This window comes from Paraburkholderia panacisoli, from assembly GCF_008369935.1.
GTDB classification, from domain to species: domain Bacteria; phylum Pseudomonadota; class Gammaproteobacteria; order Burkholderiales; family Burkholderiaceae; genus Paraburkholderia; species Paraburkholderia panacisoli.
Genome location: NZ_VTUZ01000012.1, coordinates 21,470 through 40,287, shown reverse-complemented (window position 1 = coordinate 40,287; position 18,818 = coordinate 21,470). Strand labels below are relative to the sequence as shown.

Here is an 18,818-nt window from a genome sequence, read left to right as displayed (position 1 = left end):
GGCATGGATGCCTGGCGGTTTTCGCCTGGGAGTAACCCGCGATCGGCGTTGTAAGGCATTCCGCGTGTGGGGTGTCGCCTTTAGACTTGGCGCATCCCACATGGAGGTAGCGCCAATGACACCCGAAAAAATACTTTCGATGTTCGAACGGCAGTACCTGGAAGGCAAAACGCCCGCCGACCTCGAGCCCACCTGCGCGAGTTTTGCCACCTGGCTCGCGACCGCGTGGGAATTGCTCGACGGCGAGCAGAAGACGTTGCTGTTGACGGTCGGCGCGGCGTTGTGGCGTGAAGGGTATAACTTGCGCGCGGGCACGGCGACCAAGGATCTGTGGTGAGCGGTTTGGTCGAGTGCGATTTGCGGCCGAGCGAGGCGGGTAATTTCGGCCGTGTTGGCGAGGGGGGTAGCTGGGTTGCCGGGGTTGAGTCGCCGGATCGAGTCGCCGGATTGAGTCGGTCAGTCGCTGAGTCGCCCAATCGCGTCAATGGGTTGCGTTTGTGAGGCACGTTCATCGGCCTCGACTGAGGACGGCGGCGACGCACAACCCGCTCACGTTCGCGCCTCGCGCGTGCTGAGGCGGCCTCGCACGCGCTAACGCGAGTCGGTTTATATTGGGCGGTCCCGCGTTCCGTTTTGCGAGTCCGGTCGTCCCACGACGCCGTTCGCCTCGCGCCCGCTCCGCGTTCCAATTCGCACGACTCACGCACTAAGGTGACACCGTTCCATGACCGATTTATCCGATTTTCCGATCACGAAGAAATGGCCCGCCGAGCATCCAGACCGGATCCAGCTCTATTCGCTGCCGACACCGAACGGCGTGAAAATTTCAATCATGCTCGAAGAGACCGGTCTGCCATATGAACCGCATCTCGTGCGCTTCGACACCGACGATCAGATGACGGCGGAGTTCCGGTCGCTCAATCCGAACAACAAGATCCCGGCGATCCTCGATCCGCACGGCCCGGACGGCAAACCGCTGCCGCTGTTCGAGTCCGGCGCGATTCTGATTTACCTCGCGGACAAGAGCGGCCAGTTCATTCCGCAGGACGCCACTGGCCGCTATGAAGCAATCCAGTGGGTGATGTTCCAGATGGGCGGCATCGGCCCGATGTTCGGCCAGGTGGGCTTCTTCCATAAGTTCGCCGGCAAGGAATATGAAGACAAGCGTCCGCGCGACCGCTACGTCGCCGAAGCGAGGCGGCTGCTCGGTGTGTTGGAGCGGCAGCTCGAAGGGCGTGAGTGGATCCTCGGCGACTCGTATTCGATTGCGGATATCGCCACTTTTCCGTGGGTGCGTAACCTGGCCGGCTTCTATGAAGCGGGTGAACTCGTCGGCATTCAGAACTTTCCGAACGTGAAGCGCGCGCTGGCTGCATTCGTCGCGCGTCCGGCGGTGGAGAGGGGACTGAATATTCCGAAGCGGCCGTCTTGATGATGTCCTGACAGGGTGGCGTGGCCGGTCGCGCCGCTTGCAAGCTGCTTGGCGAGGCTGAGGCGTCCATGCCCGACCTCAGATGACCTCTTGCGAGTCTCGCATTCGCGCCGCGGCTTACCTATGCGAACTTTTTTGGGGTGAGATTTTTGGGTTGCGCCAATCGCGAAAGGTATGGCGCGAGGCTTGGCTGCGGCGATGCGTCAGCGCAAGCTGAGAGATGGTGGGCTGGTCCCCCTGACAGGAATCGAACCTGTATCTAGCGCTTAGGAGGCACTTGTTCTATCCATTGAACTACAGGGAGAGGACCGAACCGGACTATTCGCAGCAACCCGGCAACCGGACGAGGTCAGCGCGGATTGGGCGAGTCGAAATTCGCCAGCGAGCGCAGAGTATATCAAACACGCCCGCGCGCGAGGAGGGCGGCGAGGCCGTTCTACAAAGCAAACGGCCCAGCGGCATTGCCTGCTGGGCCGTGTGGATCGCTGGGGACGCTAGCCGGAAACCGGCTTGGCCCGGAGGCGTCGCAACCGACAACGCGACTACCAGCCACTCCCATGCCAATCAACCCACCTCAAAACTCCACTACCGTGAACTCCGCCTTGCCGACATCGCACAGCGGGCAGCGCCAGTCTTCCGGAATCGCGGCGAAGCGCGTGCCCGGCGCGATGCCTTCTTCGGGCAGGCCTTCTTCCTCGTTGTAGATCCAGCCGCAAATCAGGCAGACCCAGCTCTTGTATTCTGTCACTTCAATTACTTCGCTCACGACGCACTCTTCTATAGTTCAATGCAATGTTCCGCTCAGTCTGCCCCTTTTTTGGGCAGCGCGGCGACCTGCAATATTACCGGAATTTGTCAATCCGACCGTGAACTAGCGATGCGCCGCCGCCGCAACGCGTCTGGGACACTCCGGCACCTACTGGACAGACCACGTCGCATACAGGATGTATGCTGTGATCCGCAGCTAACTGAATAGACAGGCGCGCAACGCAGCCGGCATGAAATGCGACGATCGGTCTCAGTGGACGGCGACAGGCGCGTCCCGCTCGCCGTCACCGGCAGATCCCATGTCTGGCTCCCGTTTCCTGAAAGGAGAACAACGATGTTCAACAATAAGTGGCTGGCTGGTGCCGCATTGGCCGGATTGCTCGCCGTATCGGGCGTGGCGCAGGCGGCGAGCGTGTCCTTCGTGCAGCCGGCGGATGGTGCGAGCGTCAGCAATCCGGTGCACGTCGTGTTCGGCGTAGAGGGTATGAAGATCGCGCCGGCTGGCACGATGACGGAAGGCACGGGCCATCATCATCTGCTGATCGACGGCCAGCCGCTGCCCAAGGGCGAGGTGATTCCCGTCAGCGACAAGTCGCTGCACTTCGGCAAGGGCCAGACCTCGACCGATCTGACCCTGCCGCCGGGCGACCATACGTTGACGCTGCAATTCGGCGACGGCGCGCATCGGTCGTACGGTCCGGAAATGAGCAAGACCATCACGGTGCACGTGAAGTAAGCCGCCTCGCCGCCCTGGATGACCGACCGGGGCGCGCGGCGACAGCCGGCCGTCCGATAGGCCAGCCGGCGTCCCAAGCGGCTCGCAGCGACGCCGCGCCGAGGTTCGCCCCCAGTCTGCCGCCGAGCCCGCCGCCGACGTTCACCACCACCGCGTGCGCGCCGCACATGCCGGCCATTCGGCCTATCTCTTCCGGCATACAGGCACCCGGCCGCGCGCCCGGTACAATGGGCAGTTCCGACTCATCGCTGTCTTCTCCAATTCTCCATGTCGCTCTACACCATTACCGGCGCCCAACTGGCGTTCGGTCACGTCGCGTTGCTCGATCACGCGGATTTCTCTCTCGAAGCGGGCGAACGCGTTGGGCTGATCGGACGCAATGGCGCGGGCAAGTCGTCGCTGCTGAAGATCGTCGCCGACCTCACGAAGCCCGACGACGGCCTCGTCTCGCGTCAGCAGAATCTGAGCACGGTCTACGTGCCGCAGGAGCCCGAGTTCGACACCGACGACACGGTGTTCGAAGCGGTCGCCGCCGGCCTCACGCACGCGCGCGCGTTGCTGGACGAATACGACGCGGTCGCCAACCAGCTCGCCGACGAGCCCGAAGGTGCGCAGCACGACGCGCTGATGGCGCGCATGAACACGCTGCAATCGTCGCTGGACACGTCGGACGCGTGGAACTGGAGCACCCGCGTGGCCACCACGCTGCAGCAGATCGGCCTGAACGGCGAGGCGCGGGTCGGCTCGCTGTCGGGCGGGATGCAAAAACGCGTCGCGCTGGCGCGTGCGCTGGTCGTGCAGCCGGACGTGCTGTTGCTCGACGAGCCGACCAACCACCTCGACTTCGACGGCATCCGCTGGCTCGAAGAACTGCTGGTCTCGCTGCGCGCGGGCCTGCTGTTCATCACCCACGACCGCGCGTTCCTCGACCGCGTCGCGACGCGCATCGTCGAACTGGATCGCGGGCGTCTGCTGTCGTATCCGGGCAATTTCTCCGCGTACCAGACGCGCAAGGCACAGCAACTGGAAATCGAACGCGTCGAAAACGACAAGGCCGACAAGCTGCTCGCGCAGGAAGAAGTGTGGATCCGCAAGGGCGTCGAAGCGCGCCGTACCCGCAGCGTCGGCCGGATCGCACGGCTCGTGCAGATGCGCAACGAGCGCGCCGAGCGCCGCAACGTGCAGGGCAACGTCAAGCTCGACGTCGGCCAAGGCGAGAAGTCCGGCAAGATCGTCGCGGAGCTGACCGACGTGACCAAGCGCTACGGTTCGCGCACGGTGGTCGACAGCTTCACGGCCACGGTGATGCGCGGCGACAAGATCGGCTTCGTCGGTCCCAACGGCGCCGGCAAGACCACGCTGCTCAAGATGATCCTCGGCGAACTCGCGCCGGACGAAGGCACGGTGCGCGTCGGCACCAATTTGCAGGTCGCGTACTTCGACCAGATGCGCGCGCAGCTCGATCTGGAAAAAAGCCTTGCCGACACCATCAGCCCGGGCAGCGAGTGGGTCGAAGTCAACGGCCAGAAGAAGCACGTGATGAGCTACCTCGGCGACTTCCTGTTCGCGCCGGAGCGTGCGCGTTCGCCGGTCAAGTCGCTGTCGGGCGGCGAGCGCAACCGTCTGCTGCTCGCGCGTCTGTTCGCGCGTCCGGCCAACGTGCTGGTGCTCGACGAACCGACCAACGACCTCGACATCCCCACGCTCGAACTGCTCGAAGAACTGCTTACCGAATACGACGGTACGGTGCTGCTGGTCAGTCACGACCGCGCGTTTCTCGACAACGTCGCGACCTCGGTGATCGCGTCGGAGGGCGAGGGCAAGTGGCGCGAGTATGTCGGCGGTTTTACGGACTGGCAGATCCAGCGCGACCGCTCGCAGCAGATGGCCCTGGACGCGCAGAAAGCGGCCGGCAAGGAAGCGGCCAAAGACGCGGCGCCGGCCAAAGACAATTCCGCAGGCCGCAACACGCAGCAGCGCGCGGCAAAGCTGTCGTTCAAGGAGCAGCGCGAACTGGAGGCGCTGCCGAAGGCGATTGCCGAGCTCGAAGCCGAACAGAAAGCCATCGGCGCACAACTCGAAGACGGTTCGGTATTCGCGAAAGACGCGCGCGAAGGCACGCGTCTAACCGAGCGCTACGCCGAGATCGAAGAAGAGCTGCTGATCGCGCTCGAGCGTTGGGACGAGCTGGAAAACCGGCGCAAGTGAAGCGCGGCGCGGGCTCGGCGCGCCGCGACAGCAAGCTGCACCAGGCGGTACAAAAGCTGCGCGAAGTATCGGATAGCACGGCGGCGCGGCAGGCTTCGATTCGTGCCGCGCCTCACGCCGCCAGTCCGTGCATAGCGCCCGCCGCACCTCATCCAGACGGCCAATCCCGCGAATGGTCAATTGCCGCCGTTATCGAAATCAGTAAAATACCCCGCGAACAGGCTTCCCCTGTGTTCGCACCGGCCTGGTCGCGCCAGTGAGCGCCGCCGGGCGCGCCAACGGGAAGCCGCGCGACAAAACAGCCTGCCCGCACTGCGGGCACCCCACCTAACCCCGTTGTTTCGTTTCGCTTTTTTTGAAAACTCAACGCATTGTCCACGGACCTTTCCACAGGACCTGTGGACAACGATGAACCGACGCACCCGAGTCAACCATGTCTACGAAAAAGCCAAACGCCGCGTATAGCGAAGCGTCGATCAAGGTGTTGAAGGGCCTGGAGCCGGTCAAGCAACGGCCCGGGATGTACACCCGCACCGAGAATCCGCTGCACATCATTCAGGAAGTTATCGACAACGCGTCGGACGAAGCCCTCGGCGGCTACGGCCGGCAAATCACGGTCACGCTGCACGCGGACCATTCGGTTTCGGTCGAAGACGACGGCCGCGGCATTCCGTTCGGCCTGCATCCGGAAGAGGGCGTGCCGGTCGTCGAGATCGTGTTCACGCGCCTGCACGCGGGCGGCAAGTTCGACAAGGCCGCCGGCGGCGCATACACGTTCTCGGGCGGCTTGCACGGCGTCGGCGTGTCGGTCACCAACGCGCTGTCCACGCGCCTCGACGTCACCGTCTGGCGCGACGGTAAGATCGCCGAACTGAGCTTCGCCCACGGCAACGTCGCGAAGCAGCTCGAAGTGCGGGCCGCCGCGAAGGGCGACAAGAAATCCGGCACGCGCGTCACCGCGTGGGCCGACCCGAAATACTTCGACTCGCCGAACCTGCCGCTCGGCGAACTGCAACGTCTGCTGCGCTCGAAAGCGGTGTTGCTGCCGGGCGTCGAAGTCACGCTGATCAACGAGAAAACCGGCGAGCAGCAAAGCTGGAAGTACGAGGACGGCCTGCGCGGCTATCTGCTCGAAGGGATGAACGGCAGCGACCTGCTGATTCCGCTCTTCGAGGGGGAGCGTTACGTCGAAAACTCGCGCGCGAGCGAAGAGACGTTTGCCGAAGGCGAGGGCGCCGCCTGGGTGGTCGCGTGGAGCGAGGAAGGCACGCTGATGCGCGAGTCGTACGTGAACCTGATTCCGACGCCCGCGGGCGGCACGCATGAGTCGGGTTTGCGCGACGGTCTGTATCAGGCGGTCAAGAGCTTCGTCGAGTTGCACAACCTGCAGCCGAAGGGCGTGAAGCTGCTCGCGGAAGACGTGTTCGCGCGCGTGTCGTTCGTGCTGTCGGCGAAGGTGCTCGATCCGCAATTCCAAGGGCAGATCAAGGAGCGGTTGAATAGCCGCGACGCGGTCAAGCTGGTGTCGTCGTTCGCGCGGCCGGCGCTCGAGCTGTGGCTCAATCAGCACGTCGAGCACGGCAAGAAACTCGCGGACCTGGTCATCAAGCAGGCGCAGGCGCGCACCCGCGCCGGGCAGAAGGTCGAGAAGCGCAAGAGCTCGGGCGTCGCCGTCCTGCCGGGCAAGCTGACCGATTGCGAGTCGACGGAAATCGGCCGCAACGAACTGTTCCTCGTCGAGGGCGACTCGGCGGGCGGCTCCGCGAAGATGGGCCGCGACAAGGAATACCAGGCGATCCTGCCGCTGCGCGGCAAGGTGCTGAACACGTGGGAAACCGAGCGCGACCGCCTGTTCGCGAATAACGAGGTGCACGACATCTCGGTGGCGATCGGCGTCGATCCGCACAGCCCGGACGACAAGGTCGACCTGTCGAATCTGCGTTACGGCAAGATCTGCATTCTGTCGGACGCGGACGTCGACGGCTCGCACATCCAGGTGTTGCTGCTCACGCTGTTCTTCAAACATTTCCCGCAACTGATCGAGCGCGGCCATGTGTGCGTGGCGCGTCCGCCGCTCTTTCGCGTCGACGCGCCCGCGCGTGGCAAGAAGCCGGCGCAGAAGCTGTACGCGCTCGACGAAGGCGAACTCGAAGCGATTCTCGACAAGCTGAGCAAGGACGGCGTGCGCGACACGCAATGGTCGATCAGCCGCTTCAAGGGCCTCGGCGAAATGAGCGCGGAGCAACTGTGGGACACCACGATGAACCCCGACACGCGGCGCTTGCAGCCGGTCGCGCTGGGCGAGCTCGACTACGACGCCACGGTCGCGCGCATGACGATGCTGATGGGCAAGGGTGAAGCGGCGTCGCGGCGCAGCTGGCTGGAAGAAAAGGGCAACGAGGTGGAAGCGGACATCTGAGCGCGCCATCGCGCTCTGCCTCTGCACACACTTCAAGCCAAACACGGATACGGAATCTAGATGGACGACGATAACACTCTCGACCTTTTCACCGAGCCGCCGCCCCCGGAAGGCGACTTTCTGACGCTCGGCAACTACGCGGAACGCGCGTACCTCGAATACGCGGTCAGCGTGGTCAAGGGCCGCGCGCTGCCCGACGTTTGCGACGGCCAGAAGCCGGTGCAGCGCCGCATCCTGTTCGCGATGAACGAGATGGGTCTCGCCGACAACGCGAAGCCGGTCAAGTCGGCGCGCGTGGTCGGCGACGTGCTGGGCAAGTATCACCCGCACGGCGATCAGTCGGCGTACGACGCGCTGGTGCGTCTCGCGCAGGACTTTTCGATGCGCTATCCGCTGATCGACGGCCAGGGCAACTTCGGCTCGCGCGACGGCGACGGCGCGGCGGCCATGCGGTACACGGAAGCGCGTCTTACGCCGATCGCGAAACTGCTGCTCAGTGAAATCGACCAGGGCACGGTCGATTTCATGGCGAACTACGACGGTTCGTTCCAGGAGCCGAAGGTGCTGCCGGCGCGCTTGCCGTTCGTGCTGCTGAACGGCGCGTCGGGCATCGCGGTCGGGCTGGCGACGGAAATCCCGTCGCACAATCTGCGCGAAGTCGCGGCTGCGGCGGTCGCGCTGATTCGCAATCCGAAGCTGCCGCATGCCGAGTTGATGCAGTACGTTCCGGGGCCGGACTTCCCCGGCGGCGGCCAGATCATTTCGAGCGAGGCGGAAATCTCCGCGGCGTACGAAACCGGCCGCGGCAGTCTGAAAGTGCGCGCGCGCTGGAAGATCGAAGACCTCGCGCGCGGCCAGTGGCAACTGGTGATCACCGAACTGCCGCCGAATACGGCCGCGCAGAAGGTGCTCGAGGAAATCGAAGAGCAGACCAATCCGAAGATCAAGCTCGGCAAGAAGACGCTGACGCCCGAGCAGTTGCAGACCAAGCAGACCATGCTGGGGCTGCTCGACGCGGTGCGCGACGAGTCCGGCAAGGACGCGCCGGTGCGTCTCGTGTTCGAGCCGAAGTCGAGCCGCATCGATCAGACCGAGTTCGTCAATTCGCTGCTCGCGCATACGAGCCTGGAGTCGAACGCGTCGCTGAACATGGTGATGGTCGGCGGCGACGGCCGGCCGCGTCAGAAGGGCTTGAGCGAAATCCTGCACGAGTGGATCGCGTTCCGCTTCGCCACGGTCACGCGCCGCACGCGTCATCGTCTGTCGAAGGTCGACGACCGGATTCACATCCTCGAAGGCCGGATGATCGTCTTTTTGAATATCGACGAAGTCATCCGCATCATTCGCGAGTCGGACGAGCCGAAGGTGGCGTTGATGGCCGCGTTCGGGCTGTCCGATCGCCAGGCCGAGGACATTCTTGAAATTCGTCTGCGTCAGTTGGCGCGGCTCGAAAAGATCAAGATCGAGAAGGAACTGGCCGAGCTGCGCGACGAGAAAGCCAAGCTCGAAGAACTGCTCGGCAGCGAATCGGCGATGAAGCGTCTGCTCATCAAGGAAATCGAGGGCGACGCGAAGCAATACGGCGACGAGCGCCGCACGCTGATCCAGCAGGAAAAGCGCGCGACGTTCGAGGCGCGCGTGGTCGACGAACCGGTCACGGTGGTGGTGTCGCAGAAGGGCTGGGTGCGCGCGTTGAAGGGCCATGGGCTCGATACGGCGGGCTTCACGTTCAAGGCCGGCGACGGCTTGTACGCGGCGTTTCAGTGCCGCACGCCGGACACGCTGGTCGCGTGGGGCAGCAATGGGCGCGTCTATTCGGTGGCGGTGGCCTTGCTGCCGGGCGGGCGTGGCGACGGAGTGCCGGTCACGTCGCTGATCGAACTGGAGTCGGGCAGCCACCTGATGCACTACTACGCGGCCTCGGCGGATCAGGCGTTGCTGCTCGCGTCGAGCAACGGTTTTGGCTTTATCGCGAAGGTCGGCGACATGGTGAGCCGCGTGAAGGCCGGCAAATCGTTCATGACAATCGACGCCGGCGCCGCGCCGCTCGCGCCGATGCCGATGCTGCCCGGCGCCGCGCAGATCGCGTGTCTGTCGTCGGGTGGGCGTTTGCTAGTGTTCGGCCTCGACGAGATGAAGACGCTCTCGGGCGGTGGACGCGGCGTCACGCTGATGGCGCTCGACGACAATGAAACCCTGCTGCAGGCGCTGGCGATCAACCACGCGGGCGTGATGCTGATCGGCACCCGCCGCGGCGGCCGCGTGGACGAAGAGAAGCTGAGCGGCGCCGCGCTCGCGCCGCATGTCGGCAAGCGCGCGCGCAAGGGCCGTGCGCCGGAGAGCAAGATGAAGCTCGACGGCATGCGTCCGGTGCTGGCGGCCTGACAAAATTGATGCTGGTGCGCGGCGAGCGTCTGATAGCATGCAAGGCGCTCGTCATGCGCGGTCGATCAAGAGCGTGGCGTGTAGTAACAGAGCGGGGGGCGGCGGCGTCGCGGCATCGGGCGCGCTGCAATAACAACTAAAAATCGACGGGAAAGTCGCGGGCGTCCGGAACTGCGTGCACAGTGCGCGGTCGAACGCGCTCAACAGCCGCTGCCAACCAATAGCAATCGCCCAGGCGGTGCGGCGTCGTCGGGAGAGGAAAACAACATGATCAAGGCTATCGAACTCGCGCTCTTTCTGCATCTGCTCGCGGTTGCGGTGTGGGTGGGCGGCATGGTGTTCGCGCATTTCTGCTTGCGCCCGGCCATTGCCGATCTTTCGCCCCAATTGCGCCTGCCGTTGTGGGAGTCGGTGTTCGGCCGTTTCTTCAATTGGGTCGCCGCGGCGGTGCTGGTGATTCTTTTGACCGGCGGCTTTCTGCTGATGCAGTTCGGCGGCGGTCACGCCACTTGGCCGTTGCACGCCATGGCTGGCCTCGGCATCGTGATGATGCTGATCTTCGGGCATATACGCTTTGCTGTTTTCCCGCGCATTCGCCGCGCAGTGCAGGCGCAGAAATGGCCCGACGGCGCGCGGGCGGTGGGCACGGTGCGGCGTCTGGTGCTGATCAATATCGTGCTCGGCGTCGTGACGGTCGGCGTCGCGGTGCTGTCGCGCGGGTTCTGAGGCTGGGTTTTTGCGGGGGCGGTGCCATTGCCGCATTGGCTTTGGCTACCGCTGTCTCTGCCATTGCCAATGCCACAATGCCGCTGCTATTCAAGGCAGCGCGTCGTAGGCCAGCCACAGCCCGCACACCACCGCCACCGTTCCATACACGATGTACACCGGCACCTTGAGTTTGCCGAAGCACGTCGCGGAGAACAGCGCGGTCAGCAGATAAACCGGTTGGAACGGCACATGCGCGGCAATGCGCAGCACCGCAACCACGAGGAATGCGGTCGTCATCGCACGCAGAACTCTCATGCCGTGCTCGAAGCGCGGATTCGCCTTCAACTGATGCAGATGCCGCTGCGCCAGCACGACGAGGCAGCCCGACGGCACGAACAGCGCAAGCGTCGCAAGCACCGCGCCGGCCCAGCCGTCCACCAGGTAGCCAAAGAACGGCACCACGTTCAACAGCGGTCCGGGCGAGAGCGGCGACAGAGAAAATGCCAGCGTGAAGTCGTTATCCGATATGCCGATCGCCGGCGTGACGAACAGCGTCTTGAGCACCGGCAACGCCGAGAATCCGCCGCCGAACAAGGTCATGCCGGCACCGGCGAGGCGCGGCCACAATAGCGCCAGTTCATAGCGATGCGGCAACGGCAGCGCGAACAGCAGCAACAACACACCTAGCGCGCTCAGCATCTGCCAGTCGCCGCGCCGCAGCGATACCACGAGGCGGCTGTTGCGCACCGGGCTCACGAACCATCCGGCGCCGAAGGCCGAGCCCAGCATCACGACATAAGCGGCGGCGCTGTGCGCATAAAAGAGCGCCACGCAACCCAGCACCGCTGCGATCCATTCGAGCCTGCCGCGCACCAGCGCGCGCGTCTGCTTGTACCAGGTGATCGCGATCAGCGTGGCCAGCACCACGCTGAAGTGATTGAGCAGCGTTTGCGAAGCGGCGACGTGTACGAGCGGTGAGCGGTAGAAGATCGCGAACAGCGTCATCAGCATGAAGAAGGGCAGCACGCTGGCGATGCCCGAGACCCATGCGCCGGAACGTCCGCGCAGCGCGTGCCCCAGTTGCACGGCGACGTTGCATCCCACCGGGCCGGGCACCATCCACGCCAGCGCGATCAGATCGGAGAACGCGACCCGCGAGAGCCGCCCCTCGCGTTCGACGTAGTGGTGTTCGAGTTGCGCCATCAGCGCGAGGCCGCCCCACGACAACGCCGACAGGCCGAACACGACCCGAAACAGCGTCCATAGCGGTTCCCGTTCCCCTCGTCTGACAGCATCCTGGCTCGTGATCGTCTGCATGGCGTCACGGGGGCCCGGCACGCGGGCGCCCGTCTTCTGGATCATTGGTGTCTGGGATCACACGGCTCGCGACCGGCATCACGCTGAGGCGTAGTACAGCGTGAATGTAGCCGGTTTTCCGGCGCAATGGCGAGCGGGGCCGCGCTAGTCGTTAGTGCTGGAGACGCTACTGGTGCGGTCGGTTTCGTGCGCAGCGCGGCGGCCCGTCATCCCGCATACGCCGAAGCGTTCGAGCAGCGCGGGGATCGCTTCCACCGGCACCGGGCGCGAGAACAGGAAACCCTGCGCCTCGATATGACCCAGCGCGGCGAGCCATGCGATCTGCTCTTCGGTTTCGGTGCCTTCGACCACCACCGTCAGTCCGAGCGAACGCGCCAGATTGACGATTGCGGTGACCATCACGCAGACGCTGCGGTCGCCGGGAATTGCCTGGATGAACGAACGATCCACCTTCAGCGTGTCCACTGAAAAGCGGTTCAGATAGGACAGCGACGAATAGCCGGTGCCGAAGTCGTCGAGCGCGATACGCACGCCGAGGCGCTTCAACGCGAAGATTTTCTCCGACACCAGTTCGGGATATTCCATCATTGCCGTCTCGGTGATTTCGAGTTCGAGGCGGCGCGCGGAGATGCCGGTTTCCTCGATCGCATGCGAGATGGTTTCGTACAGATCGCCGCGCCAGAACTGCACCGCCGAGATGTTCACGGCGAGCGACAACGTGTCGTAGCCCTGTTGTTGCCAGAGCGCCAGTTGGCGGCAGGCGGTGTCGATCACGAAGTCGCCGATCGGCACGATCAGGCCGGTCGATTCGGCAACCGGAATGAATTCGTTTGCCGGAATCAGCCCGTGCTGCGGATGATTCCAGCGCACCAGTGCCTCGAAGCCGGTGATGCAGCGCGCGGTCAGATCGATCTTCGGCTGATAGGCGAGAAACAGTTGTCCTTCGGCGAGCGCCACGCGCAGCTGTTGCTCCCACTTCATCAAATGATCCGCGCGATGCGACAGGTGCGGCGAATAGAACTGGTAGCAGTTCTTGCCCGCGTCCTTCGCGCTGTACATCGCGAGGTCGGCTTTCTTCAACAGGTCGATCTCGCTCTCGTTGGCCACCGAATACAGCGCGATGCCGATGCTCGCATGCAGTACGAACGAACTGCCGCGTACTTCGAAGGGTTTCGCGAAGGCTTCGGCGGCGGCCTCGGCCAGCGTGACCGCGCGCTTCTCGACGTCGTCTCCCTTGATCACGACGACGAACTCGTCGCCGCCGATGCGGCTTAACGCACCGCCGTCGCCGACCGCGGTGGCGAGCCGCGAGGCCGTCATTTGCAGCACGATGTCGCCGGCGTTGTGGCCGAGCGTGTCGTTGACGGTCTTGAAGTTGTCGAGGTCGATGAAGAGGATCGCGAGGTGGCCGAGGTTGCCCGGTTGCGCCACGTCGTGCCGCAGCGATTGCAGCGTCGCGTAGCGATTGCGCAGGCCGGTGAGCAGATCGTATTCGACCAGATGCGTCATCTCGCGCTCGCGTCCGAGCAGTTTGCCGATCAACCCGGTCGCGACCGCGAAGAAGCTCAGCATCGCCAGCGAGATGAAGCCTGCCATCAGCAGATAGACGTTGCGCGTGTGGTTGTAGTCGGCGAATTCTTCGGCTTGCGAAAGACCGACCAGCACGCCGAGCGGATAGCCATCGATGTGCCGGTACGAGACGATGCGCGTGACGTTGTCGATCGAATCGACATAGGTGCCCGATACGTGTTCCGAGTTCGGATACGAGCCGCTCGCCGAGAATGTGCCGTTGGCCTTTTCAGCGCTGCCGGTGCGCCGCGCGAGCACGGTGCCGTTGTCCGAGATCACCGCGATCACGCCTTCGCGGCCGATCGCCGCGTTGTTGTAGAAGTCGGAGGTGAAGTAGCTGGGGTCTTCGGAGACCACCACGACGCCCGCGAACGAGCCGTCCGGATGATTCAGACGCCGCGTCATCTGCAAGGTCCAGTGACGGGACACACGGCCGAGCACCGGCTTGCTGATAAACAGCTGGTCGTCGTTCTCGTGTTCGTGGACCTTGAAGTGTTCGCGGTCGGACAGGTCGATGTGTTTGGGATTGAGCTCGGCCGTGTTGGCGATCAGCTTGCCATGCTCATCGATCAACGAAACCTGCACGAGAGTCTCGCTTTGCACGACGCCTTTTTCGACCGTGCTGGACAGATCGAAATGATCCGGCGTTTTCTCGAACTCGTATTTGACAAAACGGGTGATCTGGTCGACCTGGTGAATTGCCTTGATCGTGTGCTGCTCCAGCGCTGCGGAGAGAATTGCAGCAGAGGCCATTGCTTCACGATAAGTCGCTTCTTTTTCAACCGACAGGCGCGCGAAGATCACGGTCCAAAGCAGGATCAGGACCAGCACGCCAAGTGCGGGAATGACGAGCAGAGCCCGCCGGCGCGTCACGACCGGATCGCGGCGAGGTTTGACCTCGCGCTGGTCGGCGAAGCGGGATGGGTTCATTGGGCGGCCCGTACCTGAGTGCCGGCAGGCTGCAAACACACGAGCTGCGACTGCGCTGATTTCATGGATGGCTGCATGGTGACCAAGGTGCCGGAACTGCTGCGCAAGGAGCAGGCGTGGTGCCATGCCTGGCCTGACCGTCCACAGGTCATCGGGTACGTTTCGATATTACTTAATGCCACTGGATTAAGGAAGGGTCCGGGCATCGGGTATACGCTGGCGCAGCAAAACGCCCGCTGCGATTGGATTTGCAGCCGGCGCGAACTGCCTTGCGGTCGCGACGTGGCACTCGTTTTGAATATTTCATCGGGTTCGGTGTTCAGGTGTGCCAGGTCTCGAAGGTCCGCTGCAATGCCGGTTGCATTAATTGTTAAAACGATGCGGCTTTTTGTGGTTAAGCGCGGCGAGATGCGGCGCGCAGTGTTTGAATCCGCATGCTCGAGATGCGGGCGCGTATGCATTCATTGCGCGCGCCGCGCTTATTGCATCTCAGCGTTGCTCTTTGCGTTTCTTCGCACTCACGGCAGCAAAAACGTACCGTCGATAATCGTCACCGACGAGCCGCCGATCCACGTCTTGCCGCGTGCGTCGTCGTAATGCACCGAGACCTGTCCGGCACGGCCCAGCACGGTGCCCTGACGCGCAGTGTAGCGCTTGCCCGGACGTCGCTGCTGCGCGCTCAGAAGGCCGGCGAGCGCGGCATTGGCACTGCCGGTCACAGGGTCTTCACCGATGCCGAAGCCGCCGCCCGCCATCAGACAGCGCACCTCGAAGGTCGCGGGGCCATCGGCGTCGTGCGGGCCGTATACCGCGAGCCCATGCGTGTCGACTGAATGCACGAGTTCGGCGAGCGCCGCGCTGTCGGGTTCGAGCGCAAGGCAATCGCGCGCCGAATTCAAACGGACCACGAGCCAGGGCGCACCATTGTCGACTGCGCAGGGCGCGGCGCTGAAGTCGACCGCGTCGCTACGCAAAGCCGTAGATAGTGCCGCGTAGCGATCCGCCGCGAGCGGCGTGATCCGCGCGGGCGGTGCGGCGAAGGCCCACGCGCCGTGCGCCTGATCGGCCGTGTTGGTCGTATTGGCCGCTTCGGTCAGCGCCTCGAGTTCGACGAGTCCCACGCCGCATTGCTGGACCAGCTTGCCGGACTGTTTCGGCTGATAACCGCTTTCGAGCAATGCATGCGCTGTGCCGAGCGTCGGATGACCCGCGAACGGCAATTCGCCATGCGTGGTGAAGATGCGTACGCGATAGTCGGCGGCCGGGTCGGTCGGCTTCAGCAGGAAAGTCGTTTCGGACAGATTGGTCCAGTGCGCGATGGCCTGCATCTGTTGCGCATCGAGCGCGTCGGCGTCGAATACGACGGCAAGCGGATTGCCTTTGAGCGGCACCGACGTGAACACGTCGACTTGTTTGAAACGAACAGTGCGGGCAGGCATGGGGCGCGGTCCAGCGAATCAAACGGTTGAACGGGATTCGCGGATTCTATCCGCTGGCGCGGCAACCATCCACCTTTGCACAAATGCAAAACGCGCCGCGAGTGGCTAACACTTCGCGACGCGTTCTGAACGGACTGCCAGGTTAAACCGCCAGCGATGCTGGTTGAATTGCCGGTGCAGATTTTTTTATGCGCTTTGCTGTTGCGAGTCCGTTACTCGACTTCAGCGATCATCTCGATCTCGACGCACGCGCCGAGCGGGATCTGCGCAACGCCGAACGCCGAGCGCGCGTGCCTGCCGCGTTCGCCGAACACGTCGGCGACCAGTTCGGACGCGCCGTTGGTGACCAGATGCTGTTCGGTGAACTCGGGCGTCGAGTTGACGAGGCTCATCAGCTTGACGATGCGGGTCACGCGATTCAGATCGCCCACGTGCGCGTGCAGGGTGGCGAGCAGGTCGATGGCGATCGCGCGCGCCGCGGCCTTGCCTTCGTCGGTGCCGAGGGTGGCGCCGAGCTTGCCCGTCCACACCTTGCCGTCTTTCTTCGCGATGTGACCGGACAGGTAGACCGTGTTGCCGCTTTGCGCGCTCATCACATAGGCGGCTGCGGGCGCGCCGGCGACGGGCAGTTCGATGCCCAGTTCCTTGAGCTTGTCGTACACATTCGTTTGAGCCATGTTGTGTCCTCGATTCAGTAGTGGAATTCGATCACGCGAGCCGCGTGAAGATCGCGCGACGAGCGCTCAGATCTTCGCGCGGATCAGCGCGCCCAGACGCGCGACGCCTTCATCGATCTTCGCCGGCGGCACCGTGACGAACGACAGACGCAGCGTGTTGTGTTGCGCTTTGTCCGCGAAGAACGGACCGCCCGGCACGAACGCGACGTTCTGCGCGACAGCCTCTTCCAGCAGCTTCATGCTGTCGATCTGCGCGGGCAGCTTCACCCAGATGAACATGCCGCCTTCCGGACGGTTCCAGCTTACGCCTTCGGGCATGTAGCGTTCGAGCGAAGCGAGCATTGCCGCGCATTGATTGCGGTACAGCTCGCGAATGGTCGGCACGTGCGTGTCGAGGAAGCCGTCCTTGATCACCTCGTGCACGATGCGCTGCGTAAAGCTCGGCGTGTGCAGGTCGGTGGCCTGCTTCGCCTGCACGAGTTTGAAGATCAGCTCCTCGGGCGCGATGATGAAGCCGACGCGCAGGCCCGGCGCGAGCACCTTCGAAAACGAACCGAGATAGACGATGTGGTCCGGCGCCATCGACAGCATGGTGGGCAGCGGCTCGCCCGCGTAGTCGAGCGCGCCGTATGGGTCGTCTTCGATCACCGGGAACGGCGCGGTCTTCGCGAATTCGGCGAGCGCGCGGCGGCGTTCGATCGGCAGACGGCGGCCGGTCGGATTCTGGAAGTTCGGCTGCGCGTACAGCAGGCGCGCGCCCTTCGTCAGTCCCGGCGTGAGCGCGGCGGGGATCAGGCCCTGGTCGTCGGTCGCGACCTGCACGTAGTGCGGCTCGTACATCGAGAAAGATTGCAGCGCGCCGAGGTAGGTCGGGGTTTCGACCAGCACCGCGCTGTCCGGGCACACCAGCACCTTGCCGAGCAGATCGAGCGCCTGCTGCGAGCCGGTGGTGATCAGCACCTGGCTTGCGCGAATCTGCGCGCCGTTCACCGAATAGCGCTGCGCGATCCATTCACGCAGCGGCAGGTAGCCTTCGGTCGCGCTGTATTGCAGCGCCGCGGCGGGGCTGTCGCGCAGAATCCGGTCGGCTGCTTCGCGCATGCGCTCGGCCGGGAAGGTGGCCGGCGAAGGCAGGCCGCCGGCGAACGAAATGACTTCGGGCCGCTCCGTGACCTTCAGAATCTCGCGGATCGCAGAGCTGGTGAGCTTGCGCGCGCGTTCGGACAATTGCCACGTAGGGGCTTTCAAGTCGCTTTGATCCATGGTCTCCTCGGCTGGTATCTGTGGAACTGGGCAAAATTACAATTATCGCGCGAGTTGGCGACCCGCGCGCGCTGGCTTATTTGAGGGTCCGTAGACCATCAGGTGTTTCAAACTCGGCGACGAGCGCCGGGGCGCCTTCGGTGGCCCGCAAATCGAGCAGATGCACCGCGCCGAGCCAGTGCAATTGCGCACTGATCCGCTCGGCTTGCGGATGCACGGCTTTCAACGCTTTCAGCGCGATGCCCGTGGCCGGCAGCGCGTCCGACGGATGGCGCGGCGAGTCCCACTGGATCAGCGAGGGCAGCACGCCGTCGCCCGCGCCTTCCCAGCTGGGGAAAGCGCCGTCGTCGGGCACCGACAGGCCCCAGGTGAAATCGCCGCGCGTCATCGGCACGATTGGCGCAATACGTTGCGGGTACTGGGCCTGCCACAGCGACAGCCGCTTCGGCCGCTCGACGCGCGCGACCCAATGCGACAGGTACGGGCCGTTTTCGAGCCGCGCGTGCGTCGCCGGGTCATCGAGGGCGAACAGGCGCGGGCGCGGCGTGTCGCCGCCGGCGGCGGCATCCGGCATGGCCGCGGCTTGCGGATCGACGGCGATCACCTCCAGATACACGTCGTCCCACAGGTTCAGCAGGCGGTTGTGGGTGCGCATCAGTGGATGCGCGCCGCCGCCGGCCGGTGCGACGCCAAGCGTATCGGCGACGTACTGCGTGCCCTCGTCAAGGGTGCGCGCGGAAATCACGAGATGATCGAGACGGAGCGGATGGGCTGTCATGGCGGATCGAGGAGAAACGGTTTTCTACGCAGACCGGTACACGCGTTGGGGTGCTGGCGGCGCTGCCGGGGCAGTAAGCATAACCGTTTGCCGGATCGGCGGGCCATGCGGATGGGTTAGGCGCCGATGTCGCCGGAAACGCGTGCGAGCGGCTGGGCCGTTGTCCGGCTGCGCCCGCGCCGCGTCGCC

14 protein-coding genes and 1 tRNA gene are annotated in these 18,818 nt (G+C 64.1%); 7 read left to right on the top strand and 8 right to left on the bottom strand.

The features are described 5' to 3' along the window. Positions 1 to 115: 115 nt before the first annotated feature. Together FVF58_RS19210 and FVF58_RS19205 are read left to right on the top strand one after the other, a co-directional pair. A complete protein-coding gene (locus FVF58_RS19210) occupies positions 116 to 337 on the top strand; it encodes a hypothetical protein (protein WP_149671461.1) in 222 nt (73 codons plus the stop codon). A gap of 387 nt (positions 338 to 724) precedes the next feature. Beyond that, complete coding sequence (locus FVF58_RS19205; RefSeq protein ID WP_149671460.1) at positions 725 to 1,432, top strand: glutathione S-transferase C-terminal domain-containing protein; 708 nt, start codon at positions 725 to 727, stop codon at positions 1,430 to 1,432. 229 nt (positions 1,433 to 1,661) lie between these two features. On the opposite strand, the gene FVF58_RS19200 is transcribed toward FVF58_RS19205, so the two are convergent. After that, positions 1,662 to 1,736 (bottom strand) — tRNA-Arg (locus FVF58_RS19200). A 270-nt stretch (positions 1,737 to 2,006) separates the two neighbouring features. Next, positions 2,007 to 2,198, bottom strand: a complete 192-nt coding sequence (locus FVF58_RS19195) for a rubredoxin (RefSeq protein ID WP_149671459.1) — start codon at positions 2,196 to 2,198, stop codon at positions 2,007 to 2,009. A 336-nt stretch (positions 2,199 to 2,534) separates the two neighbouring features. Between FVF58_RS19195 and FVF58_RS19190 the strand changes: the two genes are divergently transcribed. From FVF58_RS19190 to FVF58_RS19170, 5 genes are all read left to right on the top strand, one after another. Further along, positions 2,535 to 2,936, top strand: coding sequence for a DUF4399 domain-containing protein (locus FVF58_RS19190; RefSeq protein WP_149671458.1), 402 nt, complete (start codon positions 2,535 to 2,537; stop codon positions 2,934 to 2,936). 267 nt (positions 2,937 to 3,203) lie between these two features. After that, on the top strand, positions 3,204 to 5,144 hold the full coding sequence (locus FVF58_RS19185) for an ATP-binding cassette domain-containing protein (protein ID WP_149671457.1): 1,941 nt from the start codon (positions 3,204 to 3,206) through the stop codon (positions 5,142 to 5,144). Positions 5,145 to 5,577: 433 nt separating this feature from the next. Then, positions 5,578 to 7,563, top strand: coding sequence for a DNA topoisomerase IV subunit B (locus FVF58_RS19180; RefSeq protein WP_149671456.1), 1,986 nt, complete (start codon positions 5,578 to 5,580; stop codon positions 7,561 to 7,563). A gap of 60 nt (positions 7,564 to 7,623) precedes the next feature. Next, positions 7,624 to 9,948: a DNA topoisomerase IV subunit A gene (gene parC / locus FVF58_RS19175; RefSeq protein WP_149671455.1), complete on the top strand. Its 2,325-nt coding sequence runs from the start codon at positions 7,624 to 7,626 to the stop codon at positions 9,946 to 9,948. Positions 9,949 to 10,215: 267 nt separating this feature from the next. Beyond that, positions 10,216 to 10,674 carry a CopD family protein gene (locus FVF58_RS19170; protein WP_149671454.1) on the top strand — a complete coding sequence of 153 codons (459 nt, stop codon included), beginning with the start codon at positions 10,216 to 10,218 and terminating at the stop codon, positions 10,672 to 10,674. Between the two features lie 90 nt (positions 10,675 to 10,764). On the opposite strand, the gene FVF58_RS19165 is transcribed toward FVF58_RS19170, so the two are convergent. The 6 genes from FVF58_RS19165 to FVF58_RS19140 all read right to left on the bottom strand — a co-directional run bounded on the left by FVF58_RS19165 (position 10,765) and on the right by FVF58_RS19140 (position 18,629). Then, positions 10,765 to 11,973: a chromate transporter gene (locus tag FVF58_RS19165; protein WP_149671638.1), complete on the bottom strand. Its 1,209-nt coding sequence runs from the start codon at positions 11,971 to 11,973 to the stop codon at positions 10,765 to 10,767. Between the two features lie 144 nt (positions 11,974 to 12,117). Next, the gene (locus FVF58_RS19160; protein ID WP_149671453.1) at positions 12,118 to 14,472 is read right to left on the bottom strand and encodes a bifunctional diguanylate cyclase/phosphodiesterase; all 2,355 of its coding nucleotides are present in this window, start codon (positions 14,470 to 14,472) and stop codon (positions 12,118 to 12,120) included. Positions 14,473 to 14,990: 518 nt separating this feature from the next. Continuing rightward, on the bottom strand, positions 14,991 to 15,911 hold the full coding sequence (locus tag FVF58_RS19155) for a PhzF family phenazine biosynthesis protein (protein WP_149671452.1): 921 nt from the start codon (positions 15,909 to 15,911) through the stop codon (positions 14,991 to 14,993). Between the two features lie 212 nt (positions 15,912 to 16,123). Beyond that, a complete protein-coding gene (locus FVF58_RS19150) occupies positions 16,124 to 16,588 on the bottom strand; it encodes a RidA family protein (protein WP_149671451.1) in 465 nt (154 codons plus the stop codon). A 66-nt stretch (positions 16,589 to 16,654) separates the two neighbouring features. After that, positions 16,655 to 17,851 (bottom strand): aminotransferase-like domain-containing protein, encoded by a 1,197-nt coding sequence (locus tag FVF58_RS19145; protein ID WP_149671450.1) that lies wholly within the window; start codon positions 17,849 to 17,851, stop codon positions 16,655 to 16,657. Positions 17,852 to 17,927: 76 nt separating this feature from the next. Continuing rightward, positions 17,928 to 18,629 carry a VOC family protein gene (locus tag FVF58_RS19140; RefSeq protein ID WP_149671449.1) on the bottom strand — a complete coding sequence of 234 codons (702 nt, stop codon included), beginning with the start codon at positions 18,627 to 18,629 and terminating at the stop codon, positions 17,928 to 17,930. Between the last annotated feature and the right edge of the window lie 189 nt (positions 18,630 to 18,818).

Bases quoted from the DNA above. Each gene is read 5' to 3' on its own strand.
- FVF58_RS19150 (WP_149671451.1), bottom strand. From the start codon at position 16,588: ATGGCTCAAACGAATGTGTACGACAAGCTCAAGGAACTGGGCATCGAA.
- FVF58_RS19165 (WP_149671638.1), bottom strand. From the start codon at position 11,973: ATGCAGACGATCACGAGCCAGGATGCTGTCAGACGAGGGGAACGGGAA.
- FVF58_RS19160 (WP_149671453.1), bottom strand. From the start codon at position 14,472: ATGAACCCATCCCGCTTCGCCGACCAGCGCGAGGTCAAACCTCGCCGC.
- FVF58_RS19140 (WP_149671449.1), bottom strand. From the start codon at position 18,629: ATGACAGCCCATCCGCTCCGTCTCGATCATCTCGTGATTTCCGCGCGC.
- parC (WP_149671455.1), top strand. From the start codon at position 7,624: ATGGACGACGATAACACTCTCGACCTTTTCACCGAGCCGCCGCCCCCG.
- FVF58_RS19210 (WP_149671461.1), top strand. From the start codon at position 116: ATGACACCCGAAAAAATACTTTCGATGTTCGAACGGCAGTACCTGGAA.
- FVF58_RS19190 (WP_149671458.1), top strand. From the start codon at position 2,535: ATGTTCAACAATAAGTGGCTGGCTGGTGCCGCATTGGCCGGATTGCTC.
- FVF58_RS19145 (WP_149671450.1), bottom strand. From the start codon at position 17,851: ATGGATCAAAGCGACTTGAAAGCCCCTACGTGGCAATTGTCCGAACGC.
- FVF58_RS19155 (WP_149671452.1), bottom strand. From the start codon at position 15,911: ATGCCTGCCCGCACTGTTCGTTTCAAACAAGTCGACGTGTTCACGTCG.
- FVF58_RS19180 (WP_149671456.1), top strand. From the start codon at position 5,578: ATGTCTACGAAAAAGCCAAACGCCGCGTATAGCGAAGCGTCGATCAAG.
- FVF58_RS19170 (WP_149671454.1), top strand. From the start codon at position 10,216: ATGATCAAGGCTATCGAACTCGCGCTCTTTCTGCATCTGCTCGCGGTT.
- FVF58_RS19185 (WP_149671457.1), top strand. From the start codon at position 3,204: ATGTCGCTCTACACCATTACCGGCGCCCAACTGGCGTTCGGTCACGTC.
- FVF58_RS19205 (WP_149671460.1), top strand. From the start codon at position 725: ATGACCGATTTATCCGATTTTCCGATCACGAAGAAATGGCCCGCCGAG.